This window comes from Janthinobacterium sp. 78 (assembly GCF_003096775.1).
Classification (GTDB): domain Bacteria; phylum Pseudomonadota; class Gammaproteobacteria; order Burkholderiales; family Burkholderiaceae_D; genus Janthinobacterium; species Janthinobacterium tructae.
On sequence record NZ_QENT01000001.1, the window covers coordinates 1,982,744 to 1,996,344 of the forward strand.

General features: G+C 62.8%; 12 protein-coding genes. 2 read left to right on the forward strand and 10 right to left on the reverse strand.

Going from position 1 to position 13,601, the window contains the following annotated elements:
- Positions 1-59: 59 nt before the first annotated feature.
- On the forward strand, positions 60-1,358 hold the full coding sequence (locus tag C8C92_RS08840; protein ID WP_116743561.1) for a leucine-rich repeat-containing protein kinase family protein: 1,299 nt from the start codon (positions 60-62) through the stop codon (positions 1,356-1,358).
- A gap of 53 nt (positions 1,359-1,411) precedes the next feature.
- Here C8C92_RS08840 and C8C92_RS08845 read toward each other — a convergent pair whose 3' ends face one another.
- Together C8C92_RS08845 and C8C92_RS08850 are read right to left on the reverse strand one after the other, a co-directional pair.
- Positions 1,412-2,671 (reverse strand): nitronate monooxygenase, encoded by a 1,260-nt coding sequence (locus C8C92_RS08845; protein ID WP_071078790.1) that lies wholly within the window; start codon positions 2,669-2,671, stop codon positions 1,412-1,414.
- Positions 2,672-2,854: 183 nt separating this feature from the next.
- Positions 2,855-3,340: a YajQ family cyclic di-GMP-binding protein gene (locus C8C92_RS08850; protein WP_010396032.1), complete on the reverse strand. Its 486-nt coding sequence runs from the start codon at positions 3,338-3,340 to the stop codon at positions 2,855-2,857.
- A 185-nt stretch (positions 3,341-3,525) separates the two neighbouring features.
- Between C8C92_RS08850 and murB the strand changes: the two genes are divergently transcribed.
- Positions 3,526-4,554, forward strand: a complete 1,029-nt coding sequence (murB, locus tag C8C92_RS08855; RefSeq protein WP_099760175.1) for a UDP-N-acetylmuramate dehydrogenase — start codon at positions 3,526-3,528, stop codon at positions 4,552-4,554.
- On the opposite strand, the gene C8C92_RS08860 is transcribed toward murB, so the two are convergent.
- The 8 genes from C8C92_RS08860 to C8C92_RS08895 are packed head-to-tail and all read right to left on the reverse strand — an operon-like array spanning position 4,555 to position 13,471.
- The gene (locus C8C92_RS08860; RefSeq protein ID WP_099760174.1) at positions 4,555-4,869 is read right to left on the reverse strand and encodes a pyrimidine/purine nucleoside phosphorylase; all 315 of its coding nucleotides are present in this window, start codon (positions 4,867-4,869) and stop codon (positions 4,555-4,557) included.
- Between the two features lie 24 nt (positions 4,870-4,893).
- Entirely contained in the window at positions 4,894-5,919 is a 1,026-nt protein-coding gene (locus C8C92_RS08865; RefSeq protein WP_116743562.1) for a diguanylate cyclase, read from the reverse strand.
- 10 nt (positions 5,920-5,929) lie between these two features.
- Positions 5,930-6,979 (reverse strand): chemotaxis-specific protein-glutamate methyltransferase CheB, encoded by a 1,050-nt coding sequence (gene cheB, locus C8C92_RS08870; RefSeq protein WP_099760172.1) that lies wholly within the window; start codon positions 6,977-6,979, stop codon positions 5,930-5,932.
- Positions 6,980-6,989: 10 nt separating this feature from the next.
- On the reverse strand, positions 6,990-9,275 hold the full coding sequence (locus C8C92_RS08875) for a hybrid sensor histidine kinase/response regulator (RefSeq protein WP_116743563.1): 2,286 nt from the start codon (positions 9,273-9,275) through the stop codon (positions 6,990-6,992).
- Entirely contained in the window at positions 9,272-9,958 is a 687-nt protein-coding gene (locus C8C92_RS08880) for a chemotaxis protein CheW (RefSeq protein ID WP_099760170.1), read from the reverse strand. The genes C8C92_RS08875 and C8C92_RS08880 overlap by 4 nt, the downstream gene beginning before the upstream one ends.
- A gap of 9 nt (positions 9,959-9,967) precedes the next feature.
- On the reverse strand, positions 9,968-11,203 hold the full coding sequence (locus C8C92_RS08885) for a protein-glutamate O-methyltransferase CheR (protein WP_116743564.1): 1,236 nt from the start codon (positions 11,201-11,203) through the stop codon (positions 9,968-9,970).
- The gene (locus C8C92_RS08890; protein ID WP_116743565.1) at positions 11,200-11,655 is read right to left on the reverse strand and encodes a chemotaxis protein CheW; all 456 of its coding nucleotides are present in this window, start codon (positions 11,653-11,655) and stop codon (positions 11,200-11,202) included. The genes C8C92_RS08885 and C8C92_RS08890 overlap by 4 nt, the downstream gene beginning before the upstream one ends.
- Positions 11,656-11,659: 4 nt before the next feature.
- Positions 11,660-13,471 carry a methyl-accepting chemotaxis protein gene (locus C8C92_RS08895; RefSeq protein WP_116743566.1) on the reverse strand — a complete coding sequence of 604 codons (1,812 nt, stop codon included), beginning with the start codon at positions 13,469-13,471 and terminating at the stop codon, positions 11,660-11,662.
- Positions 13,472-13,601: the final 130 nt, after the last annotated feature.

Below are 13,601 nucleotides of genomic sequence, written 5' to 3' on the forward strand. Positions count from 1 at the left end.
CCGCTGGATTGAGCGATACCAGCGCTTGCCGGGTTTTTGAAAGGGATATCTTGTCTGCTGTGCATACACTGGAACAATTACACACTGGCCAACTGGTCGGCGTGCGCCGCCTGAAGCTGTCCTGCGGCTTGAGCGACTTTCCCCGTGAGATATTCGACCTGGCCGACAGCCTGGAAATCCTTGATTTATCGGGCAATGCGCTGTCCTCCCTGCCTGACGATTTGCCGCGCCTGCACAAGCTGCGCATCATTTTTTGCTCGGATAATCTGTTCACCACCTTGCCGGCCGTGCTCGGTTCCTGTCCTGCGCTGGAAATGATCGGTTTCAAGGCGAACCGGATCGACCACGTGCCAGCCGCAGCCTTGCCGCCCAGGCTGCGCTGGCTCACCCTGACCGACAATGCCATCGAAGTCTTGCCGGATGAGTTGGGCAAGTGTGGTGCATTGCAGAAACTCATGCTGGCGGGAAATTGTCTGGCGAGCTTGCCCGCCTCCCTGGCCAATTGCCGCCAATTGGAACTGGTGCGCATTGCCGCCAACCGTTTCACGGCGCTGCCCGATTGCCTGCTGTCTTTGCCGTGCCTGAGCTGGCTTGCGTACGCGGGCAACCCGTTCACGGAAGTGCGCGAACTGGCGGCCCTGAGCGATGCCGGCGTGGCGGGTGTGGCCTGGTCCCGCCTGGCATTGGCGCAGCAGCTGGGCGAGGGAGCATCTGGCGTGATATACCGTGCCCGCCTCGATGGGCGTGATGATGTCGCCGTCAAAGTATTCAAGGGGGCGATGACCAGCGACGGCTTGCCGCGCAGCGAAATGGCCGCCTGTGTCGGCGCGGGTACGCACGCGGGCCTGATTCCCATCCTTGGGACGCTCGATGGGCATCCGCAACAGGCGATGGGCCTGGTCATGCCGCTCATCGATGCCGCTTTCCGCAATTTGGCGGGACCACCCAGCCTGGCATCATGCACGCGCGATGTGTATGCCGATGGCGTGCGCTTTGATACGCCGCAAGCGCTGGCCATTGCCCATGGCATCGCCTCGGCCGTGTGCCAGTTGCATGCGCGCGGCATCGTGCATGGTGATTTGTATGGCCACAATATCCTGCATGCGGATGGTGGCGCCTGCCTGCTGGGCGACTTTGGCGCAGCGTCCATGTTTGCGCCCGGTTCGCCACAAGGGGACTTGCTGCAGGGTATAGAGGCGCGCGCCTTTGGCGTACTGCTGGGCGAGTTGATCGCGCATGGCGCGACGTCCTTGCCCGGCCTGCAGGCCATGATGGATGCTTGCCTGCAGGAAGACGTGCTGCGGCGGCCACAGTTCGACGTGATCGAGCGGGCATTGCGAGATATGCTTCCCGCATAAAAAATGGCGCAGCCTTCGCAGGCTGCGCCATTTTCAGTTCAGGCTGAGCATATTCAGCCTTGGACTGCTTTTTCCGGCAGGGCGATCTGGTTGTCGACGCTGAACTGGTAGTCCTTGAAGACGTGTTCGGCCGTCAGGATCTGGTATTCGCCGTTGTCGAGCTTGTGCGTGGTGTCCTTCAGGCGATACGTGTAATGGCCGCAGGTCCAGCAGTTGAAGTTGCGCATGTGCGTGCACAGGCACGTCTTGTCCATCACGACGACGGTTTTTTGTTCCGGATGGGCCGCCACTTCGCGGTTGTACGAGTTGATGTACGCGCAATTGCCCGTCGCGTCGAGCAGGTAGCCATACGATTCGCAGCCTGGACGGATGCCGGCGCCGATGGCGGGCGTGTTTTTCAGCATGCGCATCGGGTAGCCCGTCGGCGAGACGCCGTTGACGATGATGTCTTCTTCTGAGGCCTTGTAGTATTCCTGCTTGACCTTGTTTGGCAAGCCGCATTCCTCGGTGACGGTGAAGCGCGTCGCCACTTGCACGCCAGCTGCGCCCGCTTCCAGGAAGGAGACGGCATCGCTGCCCGTGAAAATGCCGCCAGCGGCGATCAGCGGGATGTCCAGCTGTTCCGTCTTCAGGTAGGCGAGGATTTCAGCGGTAATCGTGTGCAGGTCGTAATTGGCCCAGTCCATGCCGAAACCCAGGTGGCCGCCGGCCAATGGTCCCTCGACGATGATGAAGTCGGGCAGGCGGTCCAGCTTGGCGTTCTTGCGCAGGAAAATCTGCAAGGCGCGCACGGACGAGACGATGATGCCCAGCTTGGCATCGCGGAAACGCGGATGGTCGGCGATCAGCGCAAACGAGCCGAAGTGCAGGCCGGCCGACAAGGTGATGCCGTCGATGCCCGCGTCCAGCGCCGCATTCAGGCGCACGCGCAAGGTTTCGCGGGGGCCATTCATGGTCAGCTTTTCCATGCAATTGACGAAGATCAAGCCATCGCCTTTTTTCGCTTCCATGGTGCGGCCGATATGCAGGCGCTGTGCTTCGGCCAGGCGGCCCAGGTCGAACTGCACCACGGCCTTGTCGCTATTATTGATGTTGAACTTGTACAGTTTCGTCTTGTCTTTGACGAAGGTGGTGTCGAAACGGCGATCCGACACGTCTTCCACCATGGCATCGGAGATATGCCCGATACCGTTCAGCCGGGCCGCTTCCAGGGCCAGCTCCGACGTGGAAATATCCACACCCATTCCGCCTATCATGATGGGCACATATTCTTTTTTGCCAAATCGCAGGCGGAAATCATCAACACGTTTCATTGCTATCCTTAGACTACCGTGGTTATCACTGAGCCAGATGTACGGTCAAGCCCGCTGCCGGTCGGGCGCGCGGGCGCATGTAGCTGTGCGCAGCTTCAATTCTACCCCAAGCGGGCAGGCTCTCCGGGACAGCTTGCCAGCATGCTGGTGCAAGCGCGGGCCGGATCGCGCGCCGCATCGAAATTAATCGCGGAAATTGTTAAATTCCAGCGGCATGTCGGGCACGTCCTTGCGCAGCATGGTCATGGCCGCCTGCAGGTCGTCGCGCTTGGCACCCGTGACGCGCACGGCTTCACCCTGGATGCTCGCTTGTACCTTCATCTTGCTGTCCTTGATGACGCGCACGATTTTCTTGGCATCATCCGATTCGATGCCATTCTTGATCTTGATGATCTGCTTGACCTTGTCGCCGCCGATCTTCTTGATGTCGCCTTCGTCGAGGAAGCGCACATCGACCTTGCGTTTGGTCAATTTGTTCGTCAGGACGTCGCGCACCTGGCTGAGCTGGAATTCCGAGTCCGCAAACGCGGTCAGTTCGTTTTCCTTGTGTTCGACGCGGGCGTCGCTGCCCTTGAAGTCGAAGCGGGTCGTGATTTCCTTGTTGGATTGCTCGACGGCATTCTTGACTTCGATCATATCGGCTTCGGAGACTACATCAAATGATGGCATGGTCTGTTCCTTTTCTTGTTAAAGCGAGCGCGCGCTCGGCGCACTGGGCCTTGGCGGCTGATTCTGCGCCATGGGACGGCCCTGTTAAAGATGCGACATTTTAACGGACAACGGGCAAGTCGCCCTTGTCCTGCGGTGGTTTTTTGTCGCTTTCGCTCTATAATCGAGCAAAATTCCCCTATCCCATGCATCCAGAGCTCACCATCGAACACAATTACTCCCTCCAGCGCCTGAATACCTTCGGCATCACGGCCAATGCGGCCGCCTACGTACGCATCACGTCGCAAGCCCAATTGCAGGCCGCGCTGCAAGATCCCGCCTTGTCCGCCATGCCGCGCCTGATACTGGGCGGCGGCAGCAACATCGTCCTGACGGGCGACTTTCCCGGCGCCGTGCTGCACATGGCCACGCGCGGCATGCGCCTGGCGCAGGCCGATTTCGAGACGATACTCGTCACCGCCGCCGCCGGTGAAAACTGGCACGACTTCGTGCAGTGGACCCTGGCGCAAGGCGTGGGCGGGCTGGAAAACCTGTCGCTGATCCCCGGTACCGTGGGCGCGGCCCCTATCCAGAATATTGGCGCGTATGGCGTTGAAATCAAGGATTATCTGCATAGCGTGAGCGTCATGCACAGCGCCAGCGGCATCGTCTTCGACATGGACCGCGATGCTTGCCGTTTCGCTTACCGCGACAGCATCTTCAAGCAGGCGGACGGGCGCGAACTGATCGTGCTGGAAGTGACGTTTGCCTTGCCTGCCGAGTGGCAGCCGAACTTGCGCTATGCGGAACTGGCACAGGCCGTGGCCGAGCGCCATCTTGCCGAACCGACGCCGCAACAGGTGGCTGAAACGGTGATGGCGATACGCCGGCGTAAATTGCCCGACCCGGCCGTGATCGGCAATGCGGGCAGTTTCTTCAAGAATCCCGTGGTGTCACGCGAGCAGTGTCTTGCCTTGTTGGAACGTTTTCCCACCTTGGTGCACCATGCGCAAGCCGATGGTACGGAAAAGCTGGCAGCCGGCTGGCTGATCGATCAGTGTGGCTGGAAGGGAAAAAACCTGGGGCCCGCGGGAGTGTATCCCAAGCAGGCGCTGGTTCTGGTGAATAATGGCGGCGCTCGTGGCGCGGACATTACCCGGCTGGCGGCAGCGATACAGGATGATGTAGAGGCGAAATATGGCGTGCGCCTGTCGCCCGAGCCTGTGTTTGTCTGATTAGCCGAAGTGGCAGACGTAGTCGACAGTTTCGACGGTTTCAATATCAAAATGGCTATTGCCCGGCACCTTGAATTGCGTGCCCGCGGCAAAGCTGTTCCATTCTGTCGCGTCGGCCAGGCGGACCTTGCACAGGCCGCCGACGATTTCCATCGTTTCCGGCGCGCCCGTGTTGAAGCGCAGCGATGACGGGAAAATCACGCCCACGCTTTTCTTCGTGCCATCGGCCAGGATGACATTGTGCGAGACGCACTTGCCGTCAAAGTAGATATTCGACTTTTTGACGACGCTGACATTGTCCAGTTGTGTGCTCATGCTTCACTTTCCTTCAGTTAAAAATCAGTCTTCGACGTCAGCGGCGCTCAACACGCTGTTGCGTCCGCCGCGCTTGGCCGCGTACAGGGCCTGGTCGGCGCGGTTGATCAGTTGCTCGACCGTCGAGTCCGGGGACGGCACGATGGTGGCCACGCCGATCGAGATGGTGACGATGCCCGTGCTTGCCGCCGGGTTCTCGATCTGCAAGCCCTCCAGGTGACGCCGGCACGCTTCGGCGATCAGTAGCGCGCCGGCCGCTTCTGTTTCCGGCAGGATCAGGGCGAATTCCTCGCCGCCATAGCGGGCTGCCAGGTCGGCCGGGCGTTTCAGATGTTCCGTCAGCACGGCGGCCACTTTTTTCAGGCACAGATCGCCCGCCAGGTGGCCAAAGTGATCGTTATAGCTTTTAAAATGGTCGATATCGCAGAACAGCAGGCTCAGCGGCGTCTTGTCGCGCTGGCCCCGCTGCCATTCGAATTGCAAGGTTTCATCGAAGCGGCGGCGGTTGGCGATGCCCGTCAAGCCATCGAGGGCGGCAAGTTTCTGTAATTCGATATTGGCATCGGCCAGGTTTTTTTGGCTTTCGCGCAGGAAACGAAATGCCTGGTCGCGCTGCAGGCGGCTGATGTGCGCATTCGAATGGTAGCGTATGCGCGCCAGCAATTCCAGGCGGTCCGGCAGTTTCACCACGTAATCATTGGCACCGACGGCAAAGCTGTGGGCCTTCAGTTTCGGGTCATCCTTGGCCGACAGCACGATCACTGGCACATGCGCCAGCGCCGCGTTGTCGCGGTACAGCTGGATCAGCGCGAAGCCGTCGATGCCCGGCAGCACCAGGTCTTGCAGGATGACGGTCGGTTGCAAGCGCAGCGCCGTGTCCAGCGCCTGCGTGGCGTCGGTCACGTAATGAAACTCGATATCCTGCTGGTCGCTCAGCATGCGCCGGATTGCTTCAGCAATGATCAACTGGTCGTCCACCAGCAGCACGCTGACCTTGAATTCGGTCAATGCGGGCTCATGCAGGGTGAAACTGGAGGAAAATTCTGGCATTGCATTCTTTTCAGATGTTAGGGGAGGACTCCCACCCATTGTTGAGTTTCGCGCCCAGGCGGTTGCGCAGGCTGGCGCCTATTCTATCCAATGGCAGGATTTGCTGCGCTGCATCGAGTTCGGCTGCCGCGCGCGGCATGCCATACACGGCACTGCTGGCCTGGTCTTGCGCTATCGTCGTCTTGCCCGCGCGGCGCATGGCCAGCAAGCCATCGCCGCCATCGCGGCCCATGCCTGTGAGCAACACGCCGATGGCATCGCCGCGCCAGTGCTGTGCCACGCAATGAAAGAAGACATCGACGGAAGGACGGTAGACATAGTCGCGTGGTGCCGCATCGTACCCCAAACGATAATTTTGATCTAGCAGCAGGTGATCATTGGTCTTGGCGACCAGCACGCTGCCTGCCACCAGTTCGTCGCCCTCGGCGATCACGCGCACCGGCATGTCCAGTTGATCGTCCAGCCATTTGGCGAAGTGCGAGGCGAAGGTTTCATCGATATGTTGCACCACCACGATGGCGCAGCCGGGCGGCGCCGTCCAGCCGGACAGCACCTTGGCTACCGCTGACGGCCCGCCCGTCGAGGCGCCGATGGCCACCAGGGTGGTGACCTGGCCATCGCCGCGCTCGCCGTTCGCTTGCACCTGGCGCGGCGGCGGCGCTTCGGCGCTGTGGCGTATCAGCTTGCCGATGGTCTTGATCTTGGCCAGCAGTTCGCTGTCGCCGCCCACTTCTCCCTGCAGCACGGGCGTGGCCGTGACGTCGAGCGCACCGGCGCCCAGCGCGCGGAACACCTGGTTGACATTGTCCTGCGGGCGTCCCGTGACCACCAGGATGGCGCACGGGCTTTGCTCCATGATCAGGCGCGTCGCTTCCACGCCATCCATCTCCGGCATGTTCAGGTCCATCAGGATCAGGTCGGGACGGTTGGCCTCGCACATGCGCACGGCCTCCAGTCCCGTGCGGGCGATCCACAGCACCTGGTGCTCCTGCGTGCTGGCCACTACCCGGCGCAGGGCTTCGGCGGCCATGGCGACATCGTTGACAATGGCAATTTTCATGAAGTACGACTCATAAGCGGGCATCTCCTATCAGGTCGGCCACCGCGTCGAGCAAGGTCTCGTCGTGGAAGCTGCCTTTGGTCAGATAATAATCGGCGCCGGCGGACAGGCCGCGCGCGCGGTCTTCCGGGCGGTCCTTGTACGAGACGATCATCACCGGCAGCTTGTGCAGGTGCAGGTCTTTCTTGATCAGCGAGACCAGCTCGATGCCATCCATGCGCGGCATGTCCACGTCGGTGATCACCAGGTCGTACTCGCCGCTGCGCACCACGTTCCAGCCGTCGATGCCGTCGATGGCCACGTCGACGTCGAAGCCGCGCGCCAGCAGCAGCTTGCGCTCCATTTCGCGCACCGTCAGCGAATCGTCGACGACGAGGATGCGCTTGGCGCGGCGCTGCTGCGCGTGGCCGGCCTGCGCCAGCTGGTGCAGGCCGCCCTCGTGCAGCAGCTTGTCGATCGACAGCAGCAAATCGGGCACGTCGAGGATCAGCACCGGCTCGCCGTCGTCGAGCAGGGCGGCGGCGGAAATGTCGCGCATCTTGCCAAAGATCGGGTCGATGGCTTGCACCGCCAGGCTTTGCTCGCCGCGGATGGCGTCGACCACCAGCGCATAGCTTTGCTTGCCGCGCCCGATCACCACCACCGGCAAATCGTCGGCGCAGCTGGGTGTTTCGCCCAGCTCCAGCACCTGCGCCGCCGACACCAGGCCCAGATGCTCGCCCTTGAGTTCAAAGAACTGCTTGTTTTCCAGGGTATGGATGGCCGTTTGCGGCACGCGCACCACGCTTTCCACCTTGACGATGGGGATGGCGTAGGCCTCGCCCTGGATGTCGATCACCAGCGCGCGCACGATCGACTGCGTCAGCGGCAGGGTAATCAGGGCGCGAAAACCCCGTCCCGGCTCCGACTCCAGGCGCACCGTGCCGTTTTGCTGGCGTATCGTCTCGTGCACGATATCGAGGCCCACGCCGCGTCCGGACAACTGGTTGGCCGTCGCTTTCAGACTGAAGGCGGGCAGGAACAAGAATTCCAGCAGCTCGCCCGGCGACAGCGCGGCGGCCATGGCGGGGCTGGCCATCTTGCGCTCGATGACGCACTGGCGGATTTTTTCCAGGTCGACACCGCGCCCGTCGTCGCTGATCTCGATGCTCAGCATGCCGGCGCGGTGGCGCGCTTCCATGCATATCGTGCCCATTGCTGCCTTGCCAGCGTCGATGCGCTCGTACGGGCCTTCCATGCCATGGTCGATGGCATTCCTCAGCATGTGGTTGAGCGGGCTTTCGATCTTCGCCAGGATGTCGCGGTCGACCAAAGTGTCTTCGCCGTCGATCTCCAGCTGCACTTCCTTGCCCAGGCTGCGCGCCAGGTCGCGCACCATGCGCGGGAACGCGTGGATGCCGTCGCGGAAAGGGCGCATGCGCAGCGCCAGTACTTCGTCGACCATGCCCTGCGAGACGGCCAGCAGGCGCCGTTCATAGGTTTCGATGTCGGCGATGTGCTCGAGCATGAACTGCTTCAGGGGCTGCGTCTTGTGCAGTGCCAGCAGGGATTTTTCCATCAGGTCCGGGTCGCCCGAGCGGGCAATGGCGACATGCAGCTGTTCGATGGCGGAAAACAGGCTGCTCTGGTTGCGCTTGAAGCGCTGCAGGGCGCCGATGAACGGGTGCATCTGGTGCGCATTGATGCGCGATTCGCTGGCCAGCGACAGCAGTTTGTCGAAATTTTGCGCCTGGGCCTTGGCTGGCGCGCCGGTGCGCGGCGCGTGGGCGGCAGCCGACTCCACTTCCTCGCCCGCCAGGCCGCCGGCCACCGTCGCTTGCAGTTCGGCGGGGGACGACGACACAGGCGAAGGCAGCGGGGGCAGGGCCGGCAGTTCGGGCAGCTCGGCGATGCCGGCGATGGCGTTCAGGGTCTGGTCGATCTGCGTTGCGTTGGCGGCCAGCCACGCTTCGGCGCCCGCATCGTCGAGGCGTGACAGCTGCACGATCAGGTCGACGCCCGACAGCAGCACGTCGACCCGCTCCGGCGTGAGTTTCAGGCGGCCATGCTGGGCGGCGACAAAGCTGTCTTCCATGCCGTGCGCCAGCTGCACCACCACTTGCAGGCCGACGATGGCGGCGGCGCCCTTGATCGAGTGCGCCGCGCGCATCATCGATTCGACGGCGGCCGCGTCGCCCGCATGGCGCTCCATGGCCAGCAAGCCATCGGTGAGAATCTGGGTCTGGCTGTCCGCCTCCATGCGGAACAGGTCCAGCATGGAAAAGGCACTCAGGTCGCCGTGCTGGTCCTGGCTCATCGTAATAGTCTCGCAAGTTGAAAGCCGATCAGCGCCGTGTCCAGGCAGCCGATGCGCATGTCGCCCTCGGTGATGACACCAGACAGATAGCGCGACAGGCCCTTGTTGATGGTGGCAGCCGGCGTTTGCACGCTGCCCGAGGCATAGCGCACGATGCCGTGCAGGTCGGCCACGGGCAGGGCATAGGCTTGCTCTTCCCAGCGCATCAGCAGCAGGCGCGCAAAGGTGTGGCGGCCGCGGGCCGGCGGCGCACCCTGTTCGTCGATGCCCAGCAAACTGGCCAGCGACATGCACGGATACAGCTTGCCGCCGATATTGACGATGCCAGACAGGCCGCGCCCGCTGCGGTGCGGCAGCACGTGCGGCTTCGCTTGCGGCGCCACGGAATCGAACACGCGCGTGGGCAGTGCCAGCCATTCGCGGCCGATGCGAAACACCAGCGCCGAGCTGTCGCGCACTTCGCCGCCCGCATCGATCTGGCGGAAGTGGCTGGCCCAGTCGCGCTGGTAATGTGCGTCCACGGGCCGTTGCAGGTTGCGCTGGGCGGCGCCCGCATACACGTCGCAGTTGCGGCAATGTACATTGGCTGGCAGCCTGGGGCAACTCTGGTCGCCGACCACGCCGATATGGTTCCAGCAGTCGTCGATGCCGGCGGAGGACTCGGTGGCGATGAGGTTGGTCATGCTTGCCCCTTAGTTGGACGCCTGGCGGCGCTGATAGATGCGCGCCGCGCGCGCCTTCAGGGTGGTGGCGGCCGTGTGGTTGCCATTGCGTTCGGCCAGCAGGGACAGGTGGCACAGCGCCTCGTAATGGTCCGGCTGCAAATAGATGCAGCGGCGCCAGTAGTCGTCGGCCAGGTCCATCTTGCCGGCCAGTTCATTGATGATGCCCAGCATGAAATACGCTTCGGCCGCCTCGGGCACGCGGGCCAGGTGAGCGTGGCATTTTTCACCCGCCTCGCGCAACTGGCCACGGTCGGCCAGTCGGCGCGCTTCGGCCAGCAGATCCGCCGGTGGCTGCGGCGCCGGCACCGGCACGGGGCGCGGACGCGCCGCCGGCGCAGGGGCGGCGCGGGCCGGCGCGGGCCGTGGCGCGGGCGGCACGCTGCGCAGCGTGCGCGTCGGCGGCGGCAAGGCGGCCACCTGGATCACGGCGGCCGGTGGCGTGGCGTCCTTTTTCAGCGCGAAGGCCTGGCGGAACTGCAGCGGCGCAAAGCCGTTCTGGCAAAACGACGGTACTTCCGCGTAGCCGGCCAGCAGCATGCCGTCGTCGGCCAGCAGGGCGGACAGGTTATGGATGGCCGTGCGCGTGGTCGGCTTGTCGAAATAAATCAGCAGGTTGCGGCAGAAGATGACGTCGTAATGGCGGCTGCAGGTGGCCGTATCGAACTGCAGCAGGTTGCCCTGCCTGAAGGTCACCTGTTCGCGCAGGGCGTCGATGATGCGGTAGGCGTCATCGGCCACGTGCGTGAAATAACGCTCGCGGAAGGCCACGTCCTGGGCACGGAAGGCGTTGCGGCCATACACACCGGCCTGCGCCCGTTCGATGCAGCCGGGACTGAGGTCATACGCGTCGATGCTGAAAGCCTGTTTCGGCACGCCGCCGTCGCGCAGCGCCATGGCCATCGAATACGGTTCTTCGCCGCCCGCGCACGGAATCGACAGGATGCGCGTGGCGCGCCCGCGCGCCCAGCGTTCCTGCACCAGTTCGACGGTGGCGTAGAACGCCTGCGGGTCGCGGAACAGCCACGATTCCGGCACCACCACCAGTTCGATCAGCTGCGTCATTTCGGCCGGCGTGAGCGCCTGCAGGTAGGCGGCACTATCGCTAAAGCCCGTTTGCTCCATGCGCTGGCCGACGGCCCGCTCGGCCACGGTTTTGGAGACGGACAGGCCGGTCGCGCGGCGCAGCAGGGCTTGTGCCGTCATTGCGCGCTCGCGTCTTGAAACAGCAGCGCACGCACGTCGGGCGGCAGCAGGTGTGCCAGTTCGACCAGCTGCACGATGCCGTCGGAATCGCTGGCCACCTGGCCCAGGAACGGCGCCGTGGCCACGCCGCTGTCTTCAAGCCCTTGCGGGTCGATGTCGGCGATACCGCGCACCTGCGAGGCCATCAAGCCCAGCGCATGCGTGGCGCCGCCAGGCGCGCGGTAGTCGACGATGACGATGCGCGTGTCGAACTGCGCGGCGGCGGCCGGCAGCCCGGCCAGGCGCGACAGATCGATCACCGGCACGGGCTTACCGTGCAAGTCCATCAGGCCGGCCACATAGTCTGGCGTGAGCGGCAATTGTTTCAGCTCCAGCAGCGGCAAGACGCGCACGATGCTGGCCAGGGGCAGGCCATAGCGGTCGCGTCCGATGTGAAAGAGCAGTACTTTCATGGGATCAGATGGTGACGGCGAAGGACGACACGCTCGACTGCAGGTCGCCCGCCGCATATTGCAGCTGGTGCACCGCTTCGCTGGTGGCTTTCAAGGATTCCACCGTTTGCTGGGTGGCGTCGTTGAGCTGCATCATGGTGTCGGAAATTTGCGACGCGCCTATCGCTTGCGACTGCATGCCTTGCAGCACGGCATCAAATTGCGGCGTGAGCTTTTGCACCTGGTCCATCACGGACGACAGCTGTTCGGCCACTTGCCGCACTTCGCCCACGCTACGGCGAATTTCCTCGGAAAACTTATCCATGCCCATCACGCTGGCCGACACGGCCGACTGCATTTCCTTGAGCATTTGCTCGATATCCCAAGTGGAAACAGAGGTCTGGTCGGCCAGGCGGCGAATTTCCGTGGCTACCACGGAGAAGCCGCGGCCCGCTTCGCCCGCCTTTTCCGCCTCGATGGCGGCGTTCAGCGAGAGGATATTGGTCTGGTCGGCCACCTTGGTGATGGTGATCAGCACGCTATTGATATTGCTGGCTTTTTCCGACAGGGCGGCCAGCTTGGCATTGATGGAGTCGGTGGCCGAGACCATGTGCTGCATGGTCGAATCCATGCGCTTGAGGTTGTTTTGCGCTTCGGCCGTGGCATTCGTCGTGTAGTCGGCCACGGCCGTGGCGTCTTCCATGGTTTTGAGCAACTGGCTCGTATTGGCCGAGATTTCCTTGGTGGTACTGAGAATTTCCACGCTGGTTTGCGCCTGCTCGATGCCCGTGGCTTCCTGCTGGCGTGCCGAGGCGGCGATTTCCGTGGCCGACGTCGTCACCTGGATGCCGGCCTTTTGCACATTGTTGAGCAGGCTGCGCAGGTTTTCAAACATCTTCGCCAATCCATTGCCCAGCTGGCCGATGGCGTCGCTGCCCGTGATGCCGACCTTGCCCGTCAGGTCGCCCGAGGCCGCCTTCGACACCACTTCCAGCAGCGAATCGACCTTGGCCCGCAAGCTGTTGGTCGCGGCCAGCTCATTGGCCTGGTTGTCCTGGATGGTTTGCGCCATGCGGTTGAATTCTTCCGTCACCTTGCCCAGCTCGTCGCGCGAGAGGATGGCGGCGCGCGCGTTTTGCTCGCCACCGGCGATGCGCCCGACGGCATCGGTCAGGTTGTTCAGCGGACCGAGGATGGAACGGCCCAGCAGGTAGGAAATGCCCAGCGCCAGCACCACGCACAGCAGACCGCCCAGGGCCAGGGTCAGCAGCATGGTTTCCTGCAATTTTTCCGTATTGGCCGTGCGCTCGGCCAGCAAGCGCGACTCTTCGGCCGCGACTTCGTCGAGCAGCTTGTTGGCTTGCTTGACGGCCGGGTAGCCGCCTGGCGGCATGGTGCGCGCCACCGCTTCCGTGGCGCCCGGGCCATTGCCCAGCGCGCGGCGTTTTTCGATTAGCGGATTGATCCACTCCTTGACCCAGGTGCTGGTCAGCGCGTCGATCTTGCGGAAGCGTTCCGACTGTACCTTGTTGTCGGTCGTCATGCTGATGGCTTTTTGCGTGTGCTGGCTCAGCACTGCCATCTCGTCCGTTTCCGGGTTCAGCGAGGCTTCGTTGCCGGTCAGGATGAAACCGCGTACTTCCACCTGGATTTGCAGGACGGAATTGTGAATCTTGTCGATCTCGACCAGCACGTCCATCGTATGTCGGTCCCATGCATTGGCCTCCGACAGGCGCGAAAAACTGTTGTAGGCGACGCCCAGCAGGATCAGGATGATGGCCACGATGGAGCCGAAGCCCAGGTACAGTTTATTCTTGATACTCAGGTCTTTGAACATGGTGGCTCCGGAAGCGGGAAGTTTCGACTAAATTGCACTGTAGCATTTTGCCACGGCGACAGCAAAACGGGGGGGCAATCCAGGGGCGCGCAGGGGCGTAAATCGCGGACCAGTGCGTTCCAGACGTAAA

What these genes read in the sequence shown, in the direction of transcription:
- C8C92_RS08845 (WP_071078790.1), bottom strand. Translation starts at nt 2,671, where the DNA reads ATGAAACGTGTTGATGATTTCCGCCTGCGATTTGGCAAAAAAGAATAT.
- C8C92_RS08850 (WP_010396032.1), bottom strand. Translation starts at nt 3,340, where the DNA reads ATGCCATCATTTGATGTAGTCTCCGAAGCCGATATGATCGAAGTCAAG.
- murB (WP_099760175.1), top strand. Translation starts at nt 3,526, where the DNA reads ATGCATCCAGAGCTCACCATCGAACACAATTACTCCCTCCAGCGCCTG.
- C8C92_RS08860 (WP_099760174.1), bottom strand. Translation starts at nt 4,869, where the DNA reads ATGAGCACACAACTGGACAATGTCAGCGTCGTCAAAAAGTCGAATATC.
- C8C92_RS08865 (WP_116743562.1), bottom strand. Translation starts at nt 5,919, where the DNA reads ATGCCAGAATTTTCCTCCAGTTTCACCCTGCATGAGCCCGCATTGACC.
- cheB (WP_099760172.1), bottom strand. Translation starts at nt 6,979, where the DNA reads ATGAAAATTGCCATTGTCAACGATGTCGCCATGGCCGCCGAAGCCCTG.
- C8C92_RS08875 (WP_116743563.1), bottom strand. Translation starts at nt 9,275, where the DNA reads ATGAGCCAGGACCAGCACGGCGACCTGAGTGCCTTTTCCATGCTGGAC.
- C8C92_RS08880 (WP_099760170.1), bottom strand. Translation starts at nt 9,958, where the DNA reads ATGACCAACCTCATCGCCACCGAGTCCTCCGCCGGCATCGACGACTGC.
- C8C92_RS08885 (WP_116743564.1), bottom strand. Translation starts at nt 11,203, where the DNA reads ATGACGGCACAAGCCCTGCTGCGCCGCGCGACCGGCCTGTCCGTCTCC.
- C8C92_RS08890 (WP_116743565.1), bottom strand. Translation starts at nt 11,655, where the DNA reads ATGAAAGTACTGCTCTTTCACATCGGACGCGACCGCTATGGCCTGCCC.
- C8C92_RS08895 (WP_116743566.1), bottom strand. Translation starts at nt 13,471, where the DNA reads ATGTTCAAAGACCTGAGTATCAAGAATAAACTGTACCTGGGCTTCGGC.